The 24,532-nt window shown below is 45.1% G+C and carries 17 protein-coding genes; 11 read left to right on the top strand and 6 right to left on the bottom strand.

Features of this window, described 5'->3' with window-relative positions:
* Positions 1 to 28 precede the first annotated feature (28 nt).
* A complete protein-coding gene (sigI, locus tag GC102_RS31530; protein ID WP_171693012.1) occupies positions 29 to 808 on the bottom strand; it encodes an RNA polymerase sigma factor SigI in 780 nt (259 codons plus the stop codon).
* Positions 809 to 1,004: 196 nt separating this feature from the next.
* Here sigI and GC102_RS31525 point away from each other — a divergent pair, with 196 nt between their 5' ends.
* Positions 1,005 to 1,646 (top strand): helix-turn-helix domain-containing protein, encoded by a 642-nt coding sequence (locus GC102_RS31525; RefSeq protein ID WP_171693011.1) that lies wholly within the window; start codon positions 1,005 to 1,007, stop codon positions 1,644 to 1,646.
* Here the strand turns inward: GC102_RS31525 and GC102_RS31520 are convergent.
* Positions 1,617 to 2,246: a hypothetical protein gene (locus GC102_RS31520; protein ID WP_171693010.1), complete on the bottom strand. Its 630-nt coding sequence runs from the start codon at positions 2,244 to 2,246 to the stop codon at positions 1,617 to 1,619. The two genes, GC102_RS31525 and GC102_RS31520, sit on opposite strands and share 30 nt — an antisense overlap.
* A gap of 152 nt (positions 2,247 to 2,398) precedes the next feature.
* Here GC102_RS31520 and GC102_RS31515 point away from each other — a divergent pair, with 152 nt between their 5' ends.
* Entirely contained in the window at positions 2,399 to 3,199 is an 801-nt protein-coding gene (locus GC102_RS31515) for a LytR/AlgR family response regulator transcription factor (RefSeq protein ID WP_171693009.1), read from the top strand.
* A gap of 620 nt (positions 3,200 to 3,819) precedes the next feature.
* On the opposite strand, the gene GC102_RS31510 is transcribed toward GC102_RS31515, so the two are convergent.
* Positions 3,820 to 4,242: a hypothetical protein gene (locus GC102_RS31510; RefSeq protein ID WP_047680975.1), complete on the bottom strand. Its 423-nt coding sequence runs from the start codon at positions 4,240 to 4,242 to the stop codon at positions 3,820 to 3,822.
* Positions 4,243 to 4,457: 215 nt separating this feature from the next.
* Between GC102_RS31510 and GC102_RS31505 the strand changes: the two genes are divergently transcribed.
* From GC102_RS31505 to GC102_RS31465, 9 genes are all read left to right on the top strand, one after another.
* A complete protein-coding gene (locus GC102_RS31505; RefSeq protein ID WP_171693008.1) occupies positions 4,458 to 4,967 on the top strand; it encodes a DUF4912 domain-containing protein in 510 nt (169 codons plus the stop codon).
* Between the two features lie 9 nt (positions 4,968 to 4,976).
* Entirely contained in the window at positions 4,977 to 7,811 is a 2,835-nt protein-coding gene (locus GC102_RS31500; protein WP_171693007.1) for a 1,4-alpha-glucan branching protein domain-containing protein, read from the top strand.
* A 76-nt stretch (positions 7,812 to 7,887) separates the two neighbouring features.
* Positions 7,888 to 10,296 carry a sugar phosphate nucleotidyltransferase gene (locus GC102_RS31495; RefSeq protein ID WP_171693006.1) on the top strand — a complete coding sequence of 803 codons (2,409 nt, stop codon included), beginning with the start codon at positions 7,888 to 7,890 and terminating at the stop codon, positions 10,294 to 10,296.
* Positions 10,297 to 10,326: 30 nt separating this feature from the next.
* Positions 10,327 to 10,581 (top strand): hypothetical protein, encoded by a 255-nt coding sequence (locus tag GC102_RS31490; protein WP_216625446.1) that lies wholly within the window; start codon positions 10,327 to 10,329, stop codon positions 10,579 to 10,581.
* Positions 10,582 to 10,741: 160 nt separating this feature from the next.
* Positions 10,742 to 11,260 (top strand): DUF4912 domain-containing protein, encoded by a 519-nt coding sequence (locus GC102_RS31485; RefSeq protein ID WP_281367730.1) that lies wholly within the window; start codon positions 10,742 to 10,744, stop codon positions 11,258 to 11,260.
* Positions 11,257 to 14,286 carry a 1,4-alpha-glucan branching protein domain-containing protein gene (locus GC102_RS31480; protein ID WP_171693004.1) on the top strand — a complete coding sequence of 1,010 codons (3,030 nt, stop codon included), beginning with the start codon at positions 11,257 to 11,259 and terminating at the stop codon, positions 14,284 to 14,286. Before GC102_RS31485 ends, GC102_RS31480 begins: the two co-directional genes overlap by 4 nt.
* A gap of 222 nt (positions 14,287 to 14,508) precedes the next feature.
* Positions 14,509 to 16,470 (top strand): glycoside hydrolase family 15 protein, encoded by a 1,962-nt coding sequence (locus GC102_RS31475; protein ID WP_171646395.1) that lies wholly within the window; start codon positions 14,509 to 14,511, stop codon positions 16,468 to 16,470.
* A 185-nt stretch (positions 16,471 to 16,655) separates the two neighbouring features.
* Positions 16,656 to 17,234, top strand: a complete 579-nt coding sequence (locus GC102_RS31470; protein WP_171646394.1) for a TetR/AcrR family transcriptional regulator — start codon at positions 16,656 to 16,658, stop codon at positions 17,232 to 17,234.
* Positions 17,235 to 17,307: 73 nt separating this feature from the next.
* Entirely contained in the window at positions 17,308 to 18,435 is a 1,128-nt protein-coding gene (locus tag GC102_RS31465; RefSeq protein WP_171646393.1) for a cytochrome P450, read from the top strand.
* A 371-nt stretch (positions 18,436 to 18,806) separates the two neighbouring features.
* Here GC102_RS31465 and GC102_RS31460 read toward each other — a convergent pair whose 3' ends face one another.
* The 3 genes from GC102_RS31460 to GC102_RS31450 all read right to left on the bottom strand — a co-directional run bounded on the left by GC102_RS31460 (position 18,807) and on the right by GC102_RS31450 (position 24,375).
* Positions 18,807 to 18,980: a hypothetical protein gene (locus GC102_RS31460; RefSeq protein ID WP_171693003.1), complete on the bottom strand. Its 174-nt coding sequence runs from the start codon at positions 18,978 to 18,980 to the stop codon at positions 18,807 to 18,809.
* A gap of 297 nt (positions 18,981 to 19,277) precedes the next feature.
* Positions 19,278 to 20,393 carry a HupE/UreJ family protein gene (locus GC102_RS31455; protein ID WP_171693002.1) on the bottom strand — a complete coding sequence of 372 codons (1,116 nt, stop codon included), beginning with the start codon at positions 20,391 to 20,393 and terminating at the stop codon, positions 19,278 to 19,280.
* A 214-nt stretch (positions 20,394 to 20,607) separates the two neighbouring features.
* Positions 20,608 to 24,375: an OmpL47-type beta-barrel domain-containing protein gene (locus tag GC102_RS31450; RefSeq protein ID WP_171693001.1), complete on the bottom strand. Its 3,768-nt coding sequence runs from the start codon at positions 24,373 to 24,375 to the stop codon at positions 20,608 to 20,610.
* Positions 24,376 to 24,532 lie beyond the last annotated feature (157 nt).

The following is a 24,532-nucleotide window of genomic DNA, read 5'->3' as shown; positions in this document are numbered from 1 at the left end:
CGCTGTTCTTCCTTTCTTTATGCTTTCCTCATTCTCGAATATGTAAATAATCTCGCAAGTAAGGGTAGGGTCCGTTAAAGATGAGAGCTATCGCAATCAAATACTTACGGTTTCGCTCCAATGTTTTTCTGGAAACCTGAACTTGCTCCAGCAGCTCTTTAATCGGCAGCTGCCGTTTCGTCAGAAGAGTACGCATAAGCTCTGCATCCTGTGCTAGCGTGCGGCCGATACCGAACAGCATTTGCCTGGAATCGTCGTGTTTAGGGGATGCTTCTGTCAATTCAGAGAAATCGATATCAAAATCACTTAAACATCGGCTAAAATCAATAATTTCACTTCGCCGTTCTTCAAGTCCCTTTTGCTTTTCATAAGCTTCGATAGCTTGATGAACCTCAATTGGATTGAGTAGGTTATCTTCATCATCTTCTTGATCGAACGAGCTGTAAGGAATCTGTCCTTTGAAACGCTGTTCTTTGCGTAAGAAATCAATTAATCTCCTCCGCATGACCGTTTCTGCGAAGCCTAGGAAAGACCTTCCCATAACGGAAGAATACTGATTAATTGCTTCATTAAACGCTGCTAAAGCGATACTGAATTCGTCATCTCGTGCGGGGTCGATATATCTCTTGCAGAACCTACTTGTAACTTTAGCCACATAGGGCTGATAGTCAGCAATAAATTGATTTCTAAGTCGTAGGTCTCCTGCTTGAATTTGATGTATGGTTACCTCAAGGGAAGAGGCATGCGGTTCACTTTGTCCCTGGGATTCCTTCTTTCCAAGGAACTTTTTGAATAGTACCAGTAGCACCGTTCCACCTCACAGTATAGTAGTTTCGTCCCTATGTATAACAATTCGGGGGGTACAATTATAAGTAATCAGAAATAAAAAGTAAATTTATTATACCATAGATGTCCAATTGGGCACCTAATGGCAAATAAAACCTAAAGTACGGTTTCATTTTAACCTTGAATCCTTTACAATTAAGGCATGGGAGGTGTTTCATTTGGAACCCGGCAATCACTTTGGCAAGTTTCTCGAGACGTTACGAGGTAAATTGTCCTTGCGTAAAGTTGCAAGTAAAAGCGGCTTGTCTCATGCCTATATTAGGGATCTAGAGCTCGGACGTAATCGTACCACGAATGATGTCATCAAGCCATCCCCTGACACCTTGAGAAAGCTATCACAAGCATACCAATATCCTTACACCGATTTACTAATAAAAGCAGGATATTTAGAAGAAGCCTCGTCTTCGCTATCTTCTATTCAAATCCATTTAGATAACGTTTGGTATGTTGAGTTTGGTATCAAATCGATACAATATGTTTCGCCTGATGGCATCATAGAAGAAAACGTAGAATCTCTTGTGACATTCACGAGTTTCATAGAAACATTGACGGATCATCATTTTGTGAAATTGGACATGCATCTTTTCGTCAATCTGAACAAAATAAAAAAGTATGCCCCCTCAGAAGGCAAACTTTATTTTAATGATTATGAAGAAGGTCCTAGTGTCACCATCGCCGCTATGCCGCAAAAGAAATATCACCAGACTCTTCTTGAATACGAGGCTCGCAATACAGGGTTTGTTGTGGAAGCTGAATCTAGCCCCCGGCACTCATCTTTGAAAGCCAAGTTCCTTACCTAGCATGACATAGATGAAGAGAACAGTTGCCATACTTAGCATTTGGATCGGCATCAGCGCGCTTAGCACGCTATCCGGATAGGAATGACGGTATGTAATTCCAATAATAACAACAACAATGAAGAGATAGAAGCCAGCATTTTCCTTAGTCAGCGGTATTCTCGTATAATTCGAGAGAAAAGTAAATCCGAGCCGTAGCTTATGAATGGCAAGAAGAACGCCGCATTTCGTTATTATGGTCAAAAGTAATATCAAATTAGTTGTTAACGAGTCATCCTTGATATCCATGTAAGCAGCAAGATCGGTTAAATCACAACAAAAGAGAACAATCGTAGATACGATGACCGACAGAATATACCCGGATAAAGCTATGATTAAAGTCGGTACAAGGCTAAATTTCCAAACCATCAAAAGCATCGAACAAATAATACAAATGTATAGTAAAGGCCAATTGTCAAAATAAGCGACCATCGTTCCTGCCAGTGCAGCGAGCGTTATTTGTATCCAATATGGTTTCACTCTTTGTCTGAATAGTAGTAATGCGAATAAAATCATAGGTACAAAATCAATACAGGTTAGGATAAATTTCACCCATGTAAACAATTACATGTTCCCTCATTTCTATGCCTGCTCTTAAGCAGTCTACCTATTTGAATCCACACCTAGAACTATACAAGATAACCGTTCTTTTGCCTTCAAAGTGGACTAAGTTGGCTGTTTCTGAGTATAAGTTGACAGGATACATGAGGCCATGGGTGAGAGGATTGGAGTGCGATGAACGTATGGGACACCGTTTCACAGTGGCCATCGTAGAAGATAACTATTGGGCAGGCAAATTACTTGAAAGCTATAGTCAACAATGTGGGCTAAAAGTCATCTCAATCGTTTCTGAAGGCGAACAATTTATACAATTATACGATCAGCTTCAGCCTGACATTATGCTAGTGGACATTGGATTGGAAGGAAATTTAGATGGCATCACGATGGTTCAATCCTTGCGAAGCGCTGGATATCAGCAGAAAGTCATCATGGTTAGCGGAACGACGAATATTGACCATGTTTTGACGAGCTTTCACGATCTAGGATCCCTCTACTTTCTGTCCAAGCCAGTGATGCTGCCAAAGTTTCAAGCGGCTATTCGGAAGGCCATTGCGGAGATTCAACTAGAACGCAGTCAACAGGTACAAGCACCGAAGCCTAGAACAACAAAATGGATTACTGTCAAAAATCAAAAATCAGAGCTGCCAATTTCCGAAGACTCCATCCTCTTCATTGAGAAAGAAGATAAGCGTTTGACCAGAATCCATCTCATGAATGGAGCACATATGGAATCCAGCACGAATTTAACGGATATCCTGGCACAGAGCTCTCCTCATATGTTCAGTCCATTCAAAGGTTTTCTGGTCAATTTGCGCCATGTAGTATCGTATGTGAAAGAAAGTGGATTCCCCACATCGAGAAGATTCCTTATTCATTTGAATCATACGCCTGTTAAGGTTCCCCTGAGCAGGAATCTTCAGAAGGATTTTGCGAAGCTTCTGCAGGAACTTCAATAAACACCAAGTGCTTTTACCATGAGTTAGGGATGAGTCTAACAAAAAAAGAAGACGTTATGGGCACAAATAGACCCGAACCGTCTTCTTTTTTTACGAATTCTTTGGGTTTACTTTCTCCGAAATTCATGTGAACAGAAATTCAAACAAAAAAAACACTCTTTTCAGAGTGTAGTAAAAGTTATATTTACTAGAAAGAAACAAATCTGGCGGTCGGGTCCTTCGAGCAAACCGCAAAGCTTCGCTTTCCGCCCGTTGATACGAACTTTCCAATTAAGGAAAGCACAAGCTGCTGGCATTGTTCCGGTATATCGGTTGGAGTTATCTGTTCTATCCGGCACTACCATTATGCTCGAGGAACGTAGATACCTTATTTTGCTCGAAACCGCTTATTTCCGATTTTCGCGGAACGAGGAGCCGCTATTTCCCGTTTTCGCGGTGTAAAAGCCGTAAAAATACCAAAATAGTGCTTCTACGTTCCGCGTACCGGCCCCGTATCGGCATAATCGCTGAAATAGCGGCTCCTCGTTCCCCGTCAGGCTAGACTAGATTAGAGTAGCAGCATTGAGAATAAAAAATTGTTCTGTTTGTAAGTTTGCGACACCTGTCTCGTCAACAAACCTCTAAGTATGCTTGGAGGTTTTTTTGTTTTTCAGTTTATCTCGGCGTACACTCAGCATTTTCAATCGTTTCTTAAGCTGATCTTCCCATTCATTATCACCAATAGATTTCGCGACCCCAAGCAAATCAAGGGCCATATCAATTTGACAGCGTACTATATCTAAAGGCTCTTCGCCCTCATGGTTGACACAATTATCATGCAATAGATGATCCTTACCATCTACATATTCCGTAAAATCAACCTCAGGAGCACCGTCTCCGTGAGCATACTCCGCTAATATCTCGTATTCGTTCTCCACCAGATAGTGAACTTCAATGCGATGACATACCGGGCAAAAAAGAATGGGCACATTGTGAATTTGTGTACGAATGTGCTTCAAGGTACCTTTCGTTCCAATCATACTGGCTCCACAACAAAAACTCATGAAAAACCCTCCCTTAGAGCTTTCCGTTAGGAAAGCTTGCATCGTAAGCATAAACTTCTTAACCCGGATTAGTCCAATATATTCGCCAGAAAAGTTTGAAATTCCTTTTTTTTAGGACAGCTAGATTTTAGCAATTCACGCATATTTTTCTTTGGAAAAGCGAATGCTTTTACAGTGAAAAGGTAGTAATCAGCATTAGAAAAGAGGAATTCACCTTGAAGGCATTACCTACCGCAGGGTTCGAGGTTCCCAATCGGTATAACAAGGACATACTCCATCTTATGATCGTCGATGCACATTCGCTCTATGTTTATTGGGAAATTAGTGATAGGCGGAGATGGCTTGTTTCTCAGCATTTTGAATGCGACTATGCGTTAATGCCCAAAGTGATACGTTTGTACGATGTGACAAGCCTATATTTCAATGGCAGTAATGCACATGGATACTGGGATGTAACTACGACGTCTGAAGCTAACAATTGGTATCTTCACCATCTAGCTGCTGGTCGTACCTACCTTGTGGATATTGGCACTTACACCTGGGAGCACGAGTTCATTCCTCTTCTTCGTTCCAATTGCGTCGTCACACCTAACGTTACCGAAACCAGATGGGGAGAACCGATGCAAACGGTTGTACCAGAAGCCCCTGCCGACGAACGTGTCCACAATCGAATCCAGCCATATTTTTTTGAAAATATAAAAGCCTACTCTCCCTATGTGAGGTGACACTATCTCTTGATCAATCGCATCAAACAGAAGCCAGAGCTCAAGGGATATTTGGTTCTGATGCTGCATGCTCACCTTCCCTATCTTCGTCATCAGGATCATAACGACAATTTGGAAGAACAATGGTTCTACGAAGCCATGACGGAAACGTATTTACCTCTAATTGAAGTCATGAATCGTCTAACAAGTGATAAGATAGATTTCCGCCTGACCTTCTCCATAACTCCGACTATCTTGTCCCTGTTCAGCAATCCATACTTGCAAGACAAATATCACGCTTACCTAAGTAATCTTATTGGGCTCGCAGATAAAGAACAGGTTCGATTACAAAAAAAACCTGCTCTTCTTCCTCTGGCCAAACGCTATGCAGAACGATTTCGTGAGCTTCTTACGCTATATGAGAGCTGCAAAGGAAATGTCATTGCGACATTCAAACACTATCAAGATTTAGGTCGTATCGAAATTGTTACATCAGCCGCTACGCATGGATTTCTTCCTCTCATGAAAACAGAAGAGGCAATAAAAGCACAGATTATAACGGCTGTTCGGGATTATGAACGTTATTTTGATCAAAAGCCTCGCGGCATCTGGTTACCAGAATGTGGCTATACGCCTGGTATTGATCGCATTTTGAAGCAGGCTGGGATCCAATATTTCTTCACTGATTCCACAGCAGTTGCTTTCGCTTCACCGCAGCCAGCTCGAGAATTAGCTGCTCCGCTCATGACTCCCTATGGGGTAACAGCCTTTCCTTTGGATCCGGAATCCACCAGTCAAGTAAGGAGTGCCGAGAACGGCTACCCAGGAGACTTCAACTACCGTGAATACTACAGTGACATCGACCCGGCAGCAGGGTTTAAATATTACCGCAACACAGGCAAAGGCAGCCACAAGGAGCCTTATCAGCCAGAGCGGGCCCTAGAAAAAGCAGTTGAACATGCCGATCATTTCCTGGCAAATCGCCAAAAGCAAGCCGCTCATTGGGAACGTTGGCTGGATCGCAAGCCAGTCATCGTATCACCCTATGATGCGGAGCTATTTGGTCATTGGTGGTATGAAGGCCCGCACTTTCTTGAACTGCTCTGCCGCAAAATGTTTCTCGATCAGCAAACGATTAAAATGATTACACCTAGTGAATATCTAGAGGAATATCCAATAGCTGCTGTCGGAAATTTGAACGAATCTAGTTGGGGCCGTAACCACTCCTCCGAAGTATGGCTGCAGGGGTATAACGAATGGATTTATCGTCATCTCCATCAAGCCGAAGAGCGTATGATCGAGCTCGCAACGAAACATCAGCATCTCTCTCGCCATGGTAAATTAAGCGCTAGCTTTCTGGAACGCGCTTTGAATCAAGCTGCAAGAGAATTCATGCTAGCTCAAAGCAGCGATTGGGCGTTCATGATGGACGCGCAGAGTGACGTCGACCATGCTATTCGCCGAGTAAAGGAACATCTAGGCTGCTTCCACCATCTCTGCGATCAGGTAGATCGGGAACAGGTTGACGAGGTACTGCTTACCGTTTTGGAGGAGAAAGACAACTGCTTTCCTGATATCCAATTTCGAGATTACGTAAGCATACAGAAGCTCTCCCCTATCCCTATTATTCCAAACTTGAAGGAATGGGAAACATTACTGGAGGAAACTAAACATCGTCCGAACGTATTCATGCTCGCTTGGGAATACCCGCCCAAACATGTCGGCGGCTTATCAAGAGCAGTCCATGAACTATCGGAAGCTCTTGTCGCTCGCGATGAAATTGTACATATCATCACAACCTCCTACGATGGTGCACCGAGTTTTGAGAAGATGAATGGCGTTTACGTACATAGGCTCCCTGTTAACCATTCCGGTGATACTCACTTTTACCACTGGACGTTCGAAATGAATCTTGCCATGACCGATCATCTTGTGAGATGGAAAGAAAACGGCGGGAGAATCGACCTTTTGCATGCGCATGATTGGATGGTTGCTCATACGGCAAGAGAAATAAAGACCAGCTACGGCATCCCTTTAGTAGCCACGATTCACGCAACAGAATGGGGACGAAATCAAGGAAACCTATACTCCGACCTGCAGCGCAAGATTCATCATTTGGAGTGGCAGCTGACTTATGAGGCTAATCGTGTCTTTGTATGCAGCTCATACATGAAAGAGGAAGTAGGACGTATATTTAATCTTCCTCCCGATAAAGTGAGTGTACATCCGAATGGCATTCGGACTCAAAAACCAAACATAGAGACGATGAATCGACCTGATCTCGTGGCAAAACAAGACAAAGTCATTTTCTTCATTGGAAGGCTTGTTTATGAAAAAGGCATTCAAATTCTGCTGGAAGCTCTGCCGAAAATCATTTCACAAGTTCCACAGGCTAAGCTCATTATCGCTGGCTCAGGACCTATGGAGGGTGAGCTGCGCTCCAAGGCTGCCTTTTTAGGAGATCGCGTCTTGTTTACCGGCTTTGTAAATGATGCTTATCGCACACAGCTTTATCAATCTACGGATGTTTGTGTGATTCCAAGTTTGTACGAACCTTTCGGTATCGTAGCGCTGGAAGCCATGGCCCACCGGAAACCTCTGGTACTCTCCGATACAGGCGGTTTAGCTGAAATTATTAGGCATGGTGTGGACGGCTATAAGGCACTCCCAGGTCATGTCGATTCATTAGCATGGCATATTACGGATATGCTGCTGCAGCCAAAGCAAGCCGCCATGATGGCTGATAGCGCCTACCAACTGCTGCAACAGCACTACCAATGGGGCCATATCGCTCAAAATATCCAGAATGAGTACCAGAAGCTTACCCACTATCAACCAGCCATTCAGGTTAAAGCAACAATTTAGCCTTATGCTAAAGCAAAACTCTAAGGTTTATGCTAATGATGCAAGTTTTCTACGAAAACTCTAAGGAGGTACCACAATGAAGGCTGTCATTATGGCCGGAGGCAAAGGAACGCGACTTCGTCCCCTTACTTGTCATCTCCCCAAGCCCATGGTGCCTCTTCTCGGTAGGCCCTGCATGGCCTATATCATTGAACTGCTCCAAAATCACGGCATTCATGACATAGCAGTCACTATGCAATACAAACCTGAAGTGATACGCGACTATTTTGGCAGCGGACAAGCTTTTGGCGTCAATCTGCATTATTTTGAAGAAACAAGTCCCCTAGGCACAGCTGGGAGTGTCAAGCATGCGCACGAGTTTCTTGACGATACTTTTATTGTTATAAGCGGGGATGCATTAACTGATTTCGATTTGAAGCAAGCACTTGCTTTTCATAAAGAAAAGCAAGCCAAAGCTACGTTAATCCTGACTCGTGTCAGCCATCCTTTGGAATATGGTGTTGTTATCACGAATGAAGAAGGACAAATTACTCGTTTTCTGGAAAAACCAAGCTGGGGTGAAGTGTTCAGTGACACCGTAAATACAGGTATTTATATTTTGGAGCCTGAGATGCTAGAACGCATACCACTGGGGCAAGAATTTGATTTCAGCCAGCAGTTTTTCCCTGCCTTGCTCGAAGAAAACAAAGGGCTTTATGGGTATATCAGCTCTGGATATTGGACGGATATCGGCAACCTGCAGCAATATCGTCAAACCCAGTTTGACATGCTGGATGGGAAAGTGAAGCTCGACATTCACGGAACACAGCTCCGCCCCGGTGTCTACATCGCAGATGATGTAGAAACAAGTGCTACCGCACGTGTGATCGGACCTGCTTACATTGGGAAAGGGAGCAGGCTGGAAGATGAAGTAGAGATCGGCGAATACTGCATCATCGGGCAAAATAACCGACTCTCCAAAGGGAGCAAATTAACGCGAAGCGTGCTGTGGGATCATAACCATATTGCTGAGCACAATGAATTGGCCGGTTCCACACTGACTAGTCGGATTATTTGTAAAGAGGCCTCCTATTTGGGCGATGGCTCAGTTGTTGGCAACCATGTGGTCATCGGTGCGAAAAGCCGCATTGAATCCAACGTGAAAATTTGGCCCCATAAACAAATTCGTGATAAGACCCGGCTTCATACCTCCTATATTTGGGGAGATAACGCAACCAAATCGTTATTCAAGACAAACGGTGTAAGTGGTATTCCCAATCTAGATTTAACACCGGAATTAGTCGCTAAATTCGCCACAGCATATGGCGCAACCTTAGCCTCAGGCAAAACGCTTATGGTAAGCTGTGCTCCCCATACGTTCACTCGTTTATTAAAGCGTACACTTACAGCGAGCCTACAATCTGTAGGTACGCATGTTATTGATTTAGGGGATTGCTTTGCACCTGCGTCTACCTTTGCTATTCGTCATTTAGGTGCTGCTGGGGGAATTCACCTCGAGTGGTCCGGTAAAGAAAATGATGTCTGCAGTCTTCTCTGTTTGGACGCTGAAGGACTGCCTATTCCGAAATCAGCAGAGCGTAAAGTGGAAAACAGCTTTTGGCAAGAAGATTATGGACGGGCCACTATGAAGCAGATTGGCAGCTACAAAGAGGAAGTGCACTGGTTACAAACTTATATAGATGCTTTGGCCCAAGAAATCGCGTATGAACGTGATCATCCGTCTGTATTCCCTCTTCGCATCGTCATTGAAGCGAGTTCTTGGCTGCAGCCTTTCATTGTTCCATTTTTCGAAAAACTAGGGCTTGAAGCTATCCATGTTACATCTACAAGTATGCAGGATCCGCTTCATGTCTTTATCCCACTTTCTGGCGCGAGTCTCGGTTTACGTGTTCACGATGATGGACGAACCATGCAGTTAATAACAGAAAAAGGCGAGCTCGTAGACAGCGATTTACAAACCGTTTTCCTCTATCTTTGTTACCTGCACAGCCGTCCAGGAGCAACCATTGGTGCTCCCGTCAGTGCCCCCCAGCTTCTAGAAAGCATGGCCGAGGGGCTTGGCGGGAAGATCATTCGTACGAAGGAATGGTCACGAGCCATCATGGAAGCTACACAAGAAGCGAGGATACATCCCTTGTTCGATTCACTCTTTGCCATTGGTCTGGTGATTCTCCATTTGGAAAGAACCGGCATTCCGCTCTCAGATCTGCTCTCCTTGTTTCCTAGCTTTCATCTTCTTCGTGAACGTGTAGATTGTCCTTGGGATTCTAAGGGAGAGGTTATGCGGAGCATGATGGAACGGACGAAAGATGTACCCGTTGATCTAATCGATGGCATTAAGTTTTATCATGAGAATGGGTGGGTCCTGCTGCTGCCTGATGCCGATGATCCTGTCTTTCAGCTCGTAGCACAATCGGCGGATCCCGAGCTTGCTGAGCTGCTTGTCCATTCCTATCGTGGACACATTCTAAACGCACTTGAGTAAGCATAAATATAGTATAGATGGATCCGATACGTGGTTTCCGAAGTCTACGATGAAGGGGAGAGCGGCGTGAATATGATTCCAAGCGTTTCTAGACAGATCGCTTTTGTGCAGTATGACGATCAATCCTCCAGCATGACCGTGCAATATCATACCGGTTTCAAAGCATCTTATACCAATGTCAAACAGGATGAATACCTTTTGATATTTTCTTCGGTGAATCGGTACGATTCCTTAATGAGACTTACGGAAAACCGGTACATGGAAGGGCAAAATCCAACCAAGTAAAGGATATACATGTGATCTCCCCCTTTTAGATAAGGTGGAGATTTTTCGTTTGTATGGTGCATATGCTACAATGTTGCTCAAGATCCTTGCAGCTTATTTTCCATAACTACCCTGAGAAAAGGTGAGACCGATACCTATCCAAGCTCTCTCTGTTGATCCCATGGATCGGGATACACTTCACTTGCTTATCCAGTCCCCGACTGTTCTGCTTGCCTACTGGCAGCTCTCTGGCAGAAAAAAGAACATGGTACAGGAACATTTCGATACAGACTGGCAGGCGCTTCAGCCTACATTGCGATTTTATCATGTAACCGATCTACCTATAGATAGCCACCAAACTGACAGCATCTCAGAACTTCATCTCCCCCAAGGAGAATCATGCTTTCTGAGCGGGTTTCACCCAGGCCAAACTTACTTCGCGGATCTTGGCATTGTGAATGAACAGGGGCAGTTTCTCCCGCTTCTGCGTTCCAATACGATTCAGACTCCCCCTATAGATACGAATCAAGATTTTCCCTCTCACCAACTAACGAATGATCAACTAGTTACATACCGGCCTATTGCCGTTTCCTTTCAGCTAATGACGCCTGAAGCTTATGAGCATTTCTCTGCCTATTCGGTGTATTCACCGAAGACCGCATACTCAGCAGATACGGAATCTGGAGGCGATACTGATTGAGCACAAACACAAACGCCAACGTGAGCACCAGCTCTAATGTACAAGGTTTCGTTGCCTTGCTTTTACATGCCCATATCCCCTATGTTCGACATGAGGAGGAGAACATCACCCTAGAAGAGCGATGGTTCTTCGAAGCCGTTGTCGATAGCTATCTTCCTTTGATCGAAATGATGGAGCGGCTTCTTGAAGATGAAGTGCCTTTCCATCTCACTTTGTCTTTGTCCCCGACGCTGCTTGCCATGCTCGAGGATTCACGTTTAAAGAAGAGGCTTCGCAGGCATCTGACATCGCTGTGTGAACTGGCTCAGCGAGAAGTTATTCGTCTGTGGGGTCATGCCGACTTCGGCCCTACGGCAAAGCTCTATGCCGACCAGTACCATCGGCTTAAGGCTTTGTACGATCGCCTTCGGGGCGATCTGATTGGTAAGTTCCGCAGCCTAAGAAGCACTGGCTGCTTAGAATTAATAACGTGCGCCGCGACGCATGCGTTCTTGCCGTTAGTCAAGAACGATGCCTCGCTGCGTGCGCAACTTGAAGCCGCCGTAATGGAATTCCGGCGGCATTTTGGGTCCGCTCCGGCTGGCGTCTGGCTGCCGGAGTGCGGCTATACGCCTGCGTTGGAGCCCCACCTGCAGGCACTTGGCCTTCGCTACTTCGTAGTGGACGCTCATGCGCACGCGCAGGCTATGATAACGCCGCAGGAGGAAGCGGCGAAAACGAAGGTGAAGATCGCAGCGGGGACGCCGCTGCGTACACAGAGCGGCGCCTGCGCCTTTGCTCGGGACCTCGAAGCCGGCGCTCAGGTATGGAGCGCCGAAGTCGGGTACCCGAGCGATGCCAATTATCGCGAGTATTATCGCGATATCGGCTACGACCTCGGCCAAGACGGCGGGGCCGAGTGGGAGTACTTGAAGCCCTATGTGCTGCCGGACGGCGCACGTATACATACGGGCTTCAAGTACTACAGCGTCACCGGCGCAGCCGCAGGTGACACCAAAGCGCCCTACCACCCGGCGCGGGCCGCTCAGAAAGCTCAGCAGGATGCTGAGCATTTCGTCGCTAGCCGGGTGGCGCAGCTTCGCCGCCTCGCTGAGGAGCGCGAGGCGTTAGCTTTGGCCGCCGGCGACCGCGAAGCGCGGCCGGCGGAACCGCCAGTCATCGTATGTCCATACGATGCCGAGCTGTTCGGGCACTGGTGGTACGAAGGCCACCAGTGGCTTGAAGCTGTGCTGCGCGGGCTCGCTGCCGCGCGCAGCCTTGAGGGCGTAGTCGTGGACACGACTACGTTAGGCGGCTACGCCGCCGCCCATGCGCCGACCACGGAAGCTAAGCTTCCTGTGTCGAGCTGGGGCCGAGGCGGCTACGCCGAGGTCTGGCTGCAGCCGCGCAGCCAGTGGGTACATCCGCTGCTGCACGCGGCGGAGGATCGTATGGTGCTTGCTGCGCAAAAGCACCCGAACCCCGAACTGCTCACGAAGATGCAGCAGCGTGCACTGAATCAAGCCGCGAGAGAGCTTTTGCTTGCGCAAAGCAGCGACTGGACCTTCATCTTAGATGCGGAAACGGTAACCACCTATGCGGCTAACCGCATTGAAACACATGTATCCCATTTTCATCAATTACTTAACGGGCTAGAAACAGCAGCTTCAGACAAAGAGCTATCCGAATTCGTGATTTCCTTAGAACGGAGATCCCCCTTTCTACCGGAGCTCCACTACCGTCTTTTCCAAACTAGCCCTTCAATAAGTTTGAATAGCTCTTTGCACTTCTCATCCAATCCCAAGTCCTCACCTCTTCGTATTCTTATGCTCGCATGGGAATATCCGCCGCGTGTCATCGGTGGTCTCGCCAGAGCTGTTTGCGACTTATCTAAGCATCTTGCTGCATTCGGTCATGAAGTTCATGTCGTTACGTGTCTTGCTCCCGATTGTCTTCCCTATGAGCGGTCTAATGGGGTGCATATTCATCGTGTAGAGGTTCTCCAGTCCACTGGAGCCATTCACTTCCTGGATTGGGTATTCCAAATGAATATGGCTTTCACCGATGCCATCCATCGCTTAACATTGCAAGGCATGCAATTTGATATCATTCATGCTCATGATTGGCTTGTCTTTTATGCAGCCAAAGAATCCAAAAATGCGCTCCAGCTCCCGCTCCTTGCAACGATCCATGCCACTGAGTATGGTCGAAATCAAGGGAAGCTGGATACCCCGGTGCAACAACGAATACATGCCTTAGAAAATAAGTTAGCCGACGAAGCCGATCAGCTCGTTGTCTGCAGCCTTTATATGCAGGAAGAAGTCATTCGCCTATTTCATGTACCTATCCATAAAATTACACATATACCTAATGGTGTTATTCCTTTTCGCGCAGCTGCTGCTTCCCTTGAAAATGTTAATCCGCTTCTATCTAATGCTCTTTTTAGCGGTGATAAACAGAATCGAATTATTGCTTTCCTCGGGAGGCTTGTTTATGAAAAGGGCGTGCATATCCTCATAGCTGCAATGCGGCTCGTGCTCAAACGTTACCCTGAAGCTAAGCTGATTATCGCGGGTATAGGACCAGAACTTGAGGGATTAGAGAGATTGGCCGCTCCGTTAGGTGACCGTGTCAGCTTTACAGGATTCTTAGATGAGACCGACAAAAGTCAGCTTTTGCTTTCCGCGGAGCTTTGTGTAATTCCAAGCCTCTATGAGCCATTTGGTCTAGTAGCCTTGGAAGCAATGGCAAACGGTACACCACTCATCGTATCGGATACAGGAGGTCTTGCTGAGATTGTCGATCATGGCATTAACGGCTGCAAAGTGCTCCCGGGGGATGCAAACGCACTCGCTTTTCAGATTGCCCATTTTTTTGAAAAGCCTGACGACGCAACCGAACTCGCTGCGGCCGCTTTGAGCAAAGTCAGCGAGATCTTTCATTGGGACCAAATCAGCACGTTGACAACAGAAACTTACGAAAAATTGATTCTCCTTCACCCACAGAGGTCAGGTATATTCCCCAACCAGAAGGAAATAATAAAATAATATGGATAACTATGCCAGTTTGTAAGCGTGACCAGTGGGAATTTTCAGATTTTTTTCAAACAATCATTGATTCCTTGGTAATAATTAGGTAACCTATTGGCAAGCCCTGTGCTAACTATGTCCTAGTCACTAGCGAATCGAGGACGCGATATCCCAAGCTGGATACCTCAAGGACGGGTTCTGAATCGCGCGATCAAACAAACGAGTGGGGAAGTGATTTTATTGCCTAGACATCTGGTCATCGGAAACGGAAAATTTCTTATTAACCTCGATCAGCATTCCTACATGCGAGATCTGTATTATCCTTTCGTAGGCCAGCTTAATCATATTGGCGGTTATCAATGCCGTGTTGGTATATGGGTGGATGGTTCCTTCGCATGGCTGAATGCCCCTGAATGGCAATTTAAACTTGCCTACGTCGAGGATTCGCTCGTCACCGAAGTGACAGCTACACATCCCGGTCTTGGTGTCACTCTGCTCATGAATGACGGGGTTCATCAGCGCGAGGATATATACCTCAAACGTATCCAACTTACGAATCACAAAAGTACCGTTAGCGAAGTACGGATGTTCTTCAATCAAGACTTGCTCATTAATGAGACAGAAGTTGGGGATACAGCCGCTTACTATCCAGCGAATAATACGGTATTCCATTATAAGAAAGACAGATATTTTATGTTTAACGGCAGTACAGGAACCGAAGGCATTTATCAATACTCTACAGGTGTCAAAAGGTTTTATAATGCCGAGGGAACTTGGCGCGACGCGGAAGATGGGCATTTGATGGGCAATGCCATTGCTCAAGGCTCTGTCGATAGTACCATTTCTTTTCGACTCTTCGTACCACCGAACGCCAACCAAACGCTCTATTATTGGATGGGTGCAGGCAAAACGCTGGAGGAAGTCAAGAAGCTCGATGCCTATGTCAAAGACAGCCACCCCGGAAAACTCCTTGACCGCGTAACCGTGTACTGGCAAAGATGGGCAAACAAAATTGAACGCGATTACGGCGATCTGCCGCTCGAAGTCCAACGACTTTTCAAACAAAGTCTACTGCTAGTCAGGACCCAAACGGATGTAAACGGTGCGATCATCGCTGCGAACGATTCCGATATTATGCAAAGCAACCGCGATCATTACAGTTATATGTGGCCTCGAGACGGTGCTTTAATTGCTTATTCCATGTCCATGGCTGGCTACCAAGGTATGATTATTCCTTTCTTTAACTTCTGTGCGAACGTGCTGTCACCCGAAGGTTACTTGCATCATAAATACAATCCGGACGGCACCGTAGGCTCCAGTTGGCATCCATACATTCATTCCGGACGGGTACAGCTTCCTATCCAAGAAGATGAGACTGCCCTTGTGTTATATGCCCTTTGGCAGGATTTCCAGAAAAATGGAAGCCTTGAATTCGCCCAATCCCTCTATCGCAATCTCATTCGCAGAGCGGCCAGGTTCATGTCCACTTACATTGATCAGGAATTGAACTTGCCGAAGCCAAGTTATGATCTGTGGGAAGAACGTTACGGTATATTTACGTTTACAGCTTCAGCGGTTTATGGCGGACTTATTGCCGCTTCCAACTTCAGCAACCTGTTCGGGGATGAAGAGCGAAGCAATCGTTACAAGCATACAGCGGAGAAAATCAAATCCGGTATCCTTAAGCATCTATGGGATGAGGGAGAACAACGATTCGTTCGCGGCTTGTACATGGAAGATGGCGAATGGGTGAAGGATATGACGCTCGAAAGCTCCGTTTACGGCATCTTTGAATTCGGCGTTCTGCCTGCTGATGATGATCGTGTGGTGAGCACGATGAAAGCCAACAAGGCTGGACTCATGATCAAAACCGAAGTCGGAGGTTCCGCTCGTTATCATCACGACTATTACTTCCAACGCTCTACGGATATTGAGAACGTGCCAGGTAACCCTTGGATCATATGTACATTGTGGATTGCCGAATGGGAAATCGAGTACGCCAAGTCACTGGCGGATCTCGAAGCACCGCGTCAAACACTTGAATGGGTTGTCAAACATGCAATGGAAAGCGGCGTTCTATCAGAACAATTAGACCCTTTCACAGGTGAACCGGTATCCGTTGCTCCACTCACTTGGTCGCACGCCACTTATGTGCTGACTGTCGTGAAGTATTTGAACAAATATAAACAGCTTACCAAGTAAGGAGCTTTATCGTATTTCAACCTCCCATGGATTTGAACACTTGTTCATTCCGGGAGGTTTTTTTTCATTTCATTTTGAGAGTAAAATCTCCTCGCGTTCTAAGTTGACATCTCTTTTTCCAATATGTTACACTTCTGTTGTACTGACCAGTCAGTTTTATCTTGAATATCGAAAGGCGGATCTCGTTGAGTAAAGAGAAAATTATCCAAACAGCAGTTGAAGTATTTTCAGAAAACGGTTACCATCGGGCAAGTATGGATGAAATTGCTTTGAGAGCAAATGTCGCCAAAGGAACGCTTTACTATCACTTTCCAGGTAAAGCCCAATTGTTTAAGACGCTTGTTAAGGATGGTTTTCAGGAGATTATTGATAAAGTTCAGGCCGATCTTAAAGCCAATCTTACTTTGGAAGAACAAATCAAAAGGATCATCAGGCACAATCTCGATCTGTTTTTGGAATCAAGCAGTTTAGCGCACATCGTTTTCAATGAACTATCCAACGGTATCGATCTGGAAGTGCTGGAAGAACTGAAGAAACTAAGGATTGATTACATTCATTTTCTTGCCGAAGTCTTGGAAGAAGGAAAGCAAGAAGGCGTGCTTCGCGATGTTAACTGCAATTTGGCCGCGGCGGGGATCGTTGGGATGCTCGACAGCGCAAGTAATTATTTTTTGAACAATAACAATGAATTGACTCGTGATCATATTGAACAATTCTTTTATACGATCATTACTTCAGGTTTGTTTTTGACTAGCGGTGAGTAACCGCCATTTTTTTCTAGTTGCTATACTGACTAGTCAGTTCAAATAAAATAAGATGGAAGCGATGGTGTAACATATGGATTGGAGAACGGCTAATGAATTGATACCTTTGTCTTATTTTAAAGAAATACGTGCCTCCTCCCCCGTATCGTTTAAAAAGGAGACCGATTCCTGGGACGTTTTTAAATACGAAGACGTCAAAACGATTTTTTCCGATCATGAGCATTTTTCTTCGCAAGGTGTCGAAACGACGAAAGATCCGATTGAGGCGAGTGTTCTAAGACAAGATCCGCCTAAACACCGGCAATTGCGGATGCTTGTTTCTCAAGCTTTTGTACCTCGGGTAATCGAAGGACTGACGCCAAAGATTGAGGCGATAGCGAATGCGTTGTGTGACCAAATGGAAGCAAGCGGTAAGATGGATGGGCTTCATGATTTTGCAAGTCCGTTACCGATTATCGTCATTGCCGAAATGCTAGGTATTCCTCAGGATGATCGAGAGCGTTTCAAAGCATGGTCGGATGCGCTGGTCGGAAACAACTCCGAGCGATATTATCAATGCCAACAAGAGATGAGTGTCTATTTTACCGCTATAGCGGATCAGAGACGGCTTGAACCGCAGGATGATCTGATTAGTCGTCTAGTCCGCGCGAAGGCAGATGGCGAACAATTAAGCGATCTGGAAGTGATCGGCTTCTGTATCTTGCTCCTTGTAGCAGGAAATGAAACCACAACGAACCTCATTTCCTCGGCACTGCTCCTCATCGATAGCCATGCAGATGTAAAAGAGCAGCTTTTGGCGGATCGCTCCTTGGTTCCACAGGCTCTTGAGGAAGTTCTTCGTTATTGTTCACCTGTTCAAACGATGATTCGAACGGTAAAAAAGACCACAGTTCTACGCGGGCAAACACTAACTCCCGGACAAATGGTCAACATCTGGATTGGCTCGGCCAACCATGACGAAGACATATTCGAGCATCCGGACATCTTCGATATTCACCGGAATCCTAATCCCCATCTTGCTTTTGGTCACGGAATTCACTTCTGCTTAGGAGCGCAATTAGCTCGTTTGGAAAGTAAAATTGCTATTCAAACGCTGCTTACTCGATTCCCTGAGTTCCACCTTGATCGCTCCCATGTGTTGGAGAGGATCGACAGTTGGATGATGTTTGGAGTCAAACAGATGCCTATTATTTTGCGGTAATCATAGAAGTTGTTTTCAAATCACTGGTTTTAGTTCGACTGATTGACTAAATATGCTGGAGCGAGATTAGAATATGGCTTACGCCAAATCCGCGTTTTCCAATCGAATGTTGCAAAAAATACAACACTTTTAGTCTAAAGCAGCTTCATAACCTATAAAAAGGATAATTTGTTGTAGAAACTACAACATTCTGAGCTGCTAAGCAGAAAATCAAGGAAATTGTTGTACGCAGTACAACTCGTCTTTCTAATTCTCCATTTTTTAAAAAATCACCCTGATTCATGCATTCGGACCAAACAAAAGTACAGTCCGTATTTCACTATTTCATCATCTCATTTTACTAACATCAGGCCACAAACTAAATACGCTTTTTAAAGCAGTATTTTGAGCACACCATAATTGTTTGGCAACTCAACAAAACCTCTCTCGCGTTTCTCTAAATCCAGAATACCCAGGTACAACATAAAAAGAATAACTGCAATTAATAAAATAATACCTAAAATTAAATATCCAACTATACTCCCAATGCTACGTTTTTTTGTCAATTTCAAATCACCTCAAATTTCCACCATAAAATTCCAATATATTACAGACGAAAAGAGTAGACTTGTGGTTCATTGCGTCAAACAGCACGTTAGCGGAGTAAACGGAAAGGCTGCCTCACGGCAGCCCTTCAAATGTTTAACTATTTTTTTTAGTTTGAATACTACCTCTATTTCAATACCTGATATCCCCTCGTTTTCAACCGTGGTAGCTCAATTCAGTGAGGCCGAAAACTAATCCCATACCTTTGGACGTCCTTTGTTAAGCAACGCAAGGTGATAATAATGCTCATGGCCTAATTACAATCTTTGAATCAACCAATAAAATGCCAGAACAAAAATAAGGCAAGACGTTGAAATCATCATTTTTCGATACCACGGGAACCTTCGCAGCCAAATCAAGAGGGGCAGTAATAGGCATAAGACCATCAGTTGGCCCGTTTCTACACCTAAATTGAACGTCAAGAGCGTGCCAATCAGATTGCCCTTTGGAAGTCCTGTTTCAGCCAAAGCCCCGGCGAAGCCCATGCCATGAATCAGGCCAAATAAGGCTGTCAACACCCACCGCCATTTCGCCTTTTGAACAAACATATTTTCCACGGCCACGTAACAGATCGTCACCGCAATCAACGCTTCGACCCAAGACGAGATGACATGGAGGCGGCCCGACGCCACCAAGAAAAGTGTAATACTGTGAGCGACTGTAAAAGCAGTAACAATTTTCAACGCATCCTTGAATCGCGATGCGATTAATACCAAGGATAACAAAAACAGCAAATGATCATAACCTGTCAAAATGTGTTCGATTCCAAGCTTAAAGTATTTCCACAAAACAGCGCCAATCTTAGGCTGGGGAAGGTTGGTCTGAATATCTCCTTTGGTGCTATCAATCATATCCTGCTGGTTATGCTGGGGAAGGTTGATCTGAATATCTCTTTTAGTGCTATCAATCAAATCCTGCTGGACATATTCCCCTGCATGGACCAAGAGTCCACTCGTATGAGCAGGTACATCGTCAAACGCCAGATTGTAATGAAGAATACATTGTTCGATCGCTTTATCGGCGATAAACTTCAGATGAAATTCCACGCCTCTTTCAGTACCCTTATTCGCCATGTTCATCGAGAGCAATTCCATCGTCAAGGGCTTCGAATCCGCATCGATGCGAAGACCTTTCTGTAGATAGGATTCGATTTTTTGCGAGAACTGTTCCTCGTTCACCAGATTATCCAGGTTGGTACCGAATTGCGGAAACAAGTCTCTTTGATCAAGAAAAAGTTCATAGAGAATCTCGTTCTCTTCAACGTTTAATACCGAGTAACCCATACTTCCGGCATGCGCAAGTGAAGTTGTGGTAGTCCCAAAAAATAATAAGATCGTGATTATGAACAAGGACAGGAATGAACGCTGCTTCATAGCGGAACCTCTTTTCATGAGATGCAAGTATTACAATCTGCAATTTAGTTTATCCGGTAACAACCGTTCATTCTGCAACTTGAACATGTTGCTCGACTTCGTTCGAGGAAATGCAGCTTTAGATCACCTTAGGTACACTTAATCGTCCAAATCGATGAGGGGGAGAAAATTGATCTCCCCCCGTTTCATTACCTAAATGTGATCAAATAATGTTCTACTTTTGTGTTAATAAATATTGAGCGTCTCGCAGCAAATAGGTTGCCGCTTCGCTTGAAATGTGTTTCCCGCTTTGCGCCTCCACCTCGTTCACAAAGCTTTTCAAATTGTTGTGCGCCAATTTGGCCTGCAGGCTGTTGGTAATTCCCGCATTGTCGATCCATTTGGCATCGGCAAAGCGTGTTATCAGCGCCTTCAAGGAATCGATGCTGGCCACCGTCTGGAAGTGAACGGTCTTGCTTCCCACATTGCTGGCCAAGTCGCTGGAGGTAACAATAAGGGTATGTTGACCGAGCGGCAATTTATAAAGCGGGATCGCCGTTCCGATTTGGTAAGAATACGTATCCAGCGTCACCGTCGTCTTGCTGCTGTCCACACCCGACAAGTTATCCGTCCATGCAATCTGAGGCGTCAAATCCACGGAATCTTTATAAATACTGTTATCCCCCGGTACGGACACCACGATCGACGGGGCTGTCTTGTCGATGCTAACGGATACTGTATGTGCTTGTTCCACGTTGCCTGCTTTGTCTACGCTCCAATATACAAGCTTGTGAACTCCTTCTTCCGACAATACGACGGAAGTTCCCGTTTGCTCAGCGCCATCGTCTACCGTGTAGTAGGTATTGGCTACACCCGATTCGTTATCGCTCGCGCTTAAGGTTACAGTGACATCTTGATTGACCCAGCCGCTTGGCGCATTATCCGTTGTCGTTGGCGGTTGATGTTCAACTTCAATTGGTTTCACTGTAACATTCGCAGAAGCCGTAAAATTCCCATCTAAAGTTTTGACCGTCACTGTCGCCGTCCCAGGACGATTGCCGATCAGCGAAGCGCTGCTTCCTGTTGAGATTATAGATACAACAGTTGGGTCGCTGCTTATCCACGATACTCGGGAATCGTTCGCATTCGCGGGCGTAACGACAGCTGTTAATGTTCTGGTTTCGCCTTGAGTCATTGTTACGTTCTGTTGATCAAGAGTCACCCCGCTCACAGGGACGCGTTGAACGACTTGGAATGTCTTGCGATCCACTACCGTATAACCGTCATTAAGCAAAAAGAGTGCATCATAAGTGCCAGGAGCCAGTCCATTGTTTAAACTAACTCTTCCGGATCCAGACTTTAAATAACTCCATATCAAAGATACACCGGCACCTGGAGGAACAGCTCCGGTTCTGTAGATGCCGACCCAATCTTTCCCGTTTAACGCAGCCCCATTATAGGATAGGGTAATGGCTTCCCCTTGGATGTACTGGGTTTTGTCTAGTGTTATATGGTCGGAAGCTGCTCCAACTTCTTTAACAGTAACGTTAATGCTTGTTGTCAATGGAACGCTGTTCGGGTTTTCAACTCCGAGAGGCAGGGTTACGGTCCCTGGCACCGAGAAGGTCTGCACCGTCTTGATAGCCGGATCGTAACTAACGCCGCTTAAATCCCAATTCACACTTGCGTCCACATTACCACCATCGGTTGCAAGAATTACTTTTATGGGCAATCCAAGAGCTTCCGCTGTCTTGGCCGTTCCATTGTTCGCAGATACCGAGGCAGGCGCAGTGATGCTGTTTAAATTAACACTGTTAACATTAATTTCAATGTCTTGCGACGAACGGTTATACACGGAATCGTCGGCGAACACCCTGATTTTATATGGAGTACCCGGCGACAAATTTGTAAACTTATATTGTCTGTATACATCGTATGGTTTGTCCATCGGATACGAAAGGCTGTTAAACGATTTGTCCACTTTCCCCGTGAGCTTGTTGATAAGCTGAATATTATATTCCATACCCCGCACATTGTCATTTACTTGCTTTATTGTAAAAGCAACTTCGTTGGCATTCAAGGAATCGATCTTAATACCCTCATCAAACTGCGGAGCTATGAGTTCTCTTATATCGCTCTTACTATAGCTGAAGGCATCTTTGCCTTCGCCAACGTTGACTACACGAGGTATGCTTACAAATTCATCTGTAGCTAAGTTATACTGCTTGAGGATCAATTTTGTACCGTAAACCTCTATGAAATTCGAGATGCGAGGTGTGGTATGATAGCTTCCATACGAGCCTTCTATATATCCGCCGAACGGACCGTCATCTTGATAACTGGAATAGTTCGAACCACCGGAATCGAGAAACGAAGCCGCACCTTGATAGAGAGAACGTTCGTCGGTCGGGTCATATTGCGTATGACCTGACATATAGAACACCTGCGAAAAATTATTGTCGGCAATAAATTTACCGAAATTATTACTTGCACCGCTACTCCATGCTGATCCCCACACGGTTCCGCTTATCGGGTAGTGAGACATTGCAAATATGGGTTTTGTTGGATCATAATCCGCTTCACTTTTAATTTGGTTGAGGTAATTGGTGGCTTTTCCCACCGTGCTGCTGCTGTTAATATTTGCATCAAAACCAATCAAATTATATCCTTTTATCTTTACCCTATAAGCACTGTTATAGAAATCGTTATTGTACGAATTCGTTGATTCGTTCCACGCGCCCGCCGTACCGACAGGTATTAAATTTTCGGTGCCGTTCATATCATGGTTGCCTTTTACAATATATAACTTCGTAGTGTTAAATAAGCCCTCAGCTTTAAGTTTATTGTATACTTTTGTAAGCTCACCCATCCACACGTATTCACCCGCATTGTTACCGCCGGTAATGTCGCCAGGCTGCACCAATACGTCGGCCTGCGGGAATACTTTCAGGGCTTTTCTATAATCTGCTTCCACGCGCGCGATTGTACTGGGATTTGCAGAGATTTCCGGGTCGCTGCTATCCGCTATATTTAAATCGGCGGGAGTTAATGTCTTATTGCTTTTTTGATAGATGAATATGGCGTTGTTTAGTTCACGTTCGTAATAATTGATGGTTTCCTGTGTATATAATTTTACTTTTTGCGTTGTTGCAACCGTAGCTGCCGTATTCAAAACCTTTTTCAAATAATCAAAATCAGTTTGGCTGAAGCCGTTGCCGAGACCGCCTGCTATTAGTGTATTTGCTTCTGATATTGTGTCGTTAAGTGCTTTCATATCTACTTTATTTACACCGTAACTAGTATAATTAGCTTGAACTACATCACTGCTTAATGCGCCTTTCCAAATCTTCAGATCAGCGATATCGAATGAATTACCACCATTGCCGCCCACTCCGTCGCTGCCTATATTTAATGGGTTCGATGTATCTAAAGTTCCGATCCCCAGCGAAGTTTCAGCCATTTCGTAACCATCAATATACAACGACCCGAGCATTTTATCTCTGTCTACAACAAATGTCACGTAACGCCAAGCGGAAGCATTAAACGTGTCGCGCCCAAATTTTACTGATGTGGTCGGGAATCCTAAATTCATATTGACCGAATTGGGTGATGTATAAATCGCCCAGCCTGCGTTAGAGCTCTTACTAAAATCCTTGTTCGATAATATGACCTGATTATCCTTAGTGTCGCCCTTATACCAGAAGGATGTAGTAAAACTGTCATTACCAACATTCAAGCTTTGCGTCGTACCGACATAATTGCCGTTTCCGCTTTCTACGTGCAGAGCTTTGGTCCCGGGTAATACACCGTCTACATAACTATAATTTCCATGTGCTATCAACGATTGCCCTTGATTTGCATCGTCCTTTAAATTATTATCGAATTTAATCGATGCCATAAGGGGGTTGGCATTTGATACTTCATTCTCTGCATTTACTGCGGTGTTCGATAACGTACCGATTAACATCATTGATGCGAGGGTAAAGGATATAATTCTTTTCACTACAGAAAACCTCCATACAATAAGTTTTTTAAGAGTCTGTTCAAAAAGCTCGTAAAATCCTGTGGATACGCTTTTTTGCATATCGCCATTAGTGTCCCAATGAACGTCCTTTACTCAGAGACAATCCGTAAGCACCACCCCCCAAAAAAATGGTCTC

Origin of the sequence: Paenibacillus germinis (assembly GCF_013141785.1) — a bacterium.
Classification (GTDB): domain Bacteria; phylum Bacillota; class Bacilli; order Paenibacillales; family NBRC-103111; genus Paenibacillus_E; species Paenibacillus_E phytorum.
This window is presented reverse-complemented; position numbering and strand designations above follow the sequence as displayed.

Bases quoted from the DNA above. Each gene is read 5' to 3' on its own strand.
- GC102_RS31510 (WP_047680975.1), bottom strand. From the start codon at position 4,242: ATGAGTTTTTGTTGTGGAGCCAGTATGATTGGAACGAAAGGTACCTTG.
- GC102_RS31455 (WP_171693002.1), bottom strand. From the start codon at position 20,393: ATGAAGCAGCGTTCATTCCTGTCCTTGTTCATAATCACGATCTTATTA.
- GC102_RS31485 (WP_281367730.1), top strand. From the start codon at position 10,742: ATGGATCGGGATACACTTCACTTGCTTATCCAGTCCCCGACTGTTCTG.
- GC102_RS31495 (WP_171693006.1), top strand. From the start codon at position 7,888: ATGAAGGCTGTCATTATGGCCGGAGGCAAAGGAACGCGACTTCGTCCC.
- GC102_RS31465 (WP_171646393.1), top strand. From the start codon at position 17,308: ATGGATTGGAGAACGGCTAATGAATTGATACCTTTGTCTTATTTTAAA.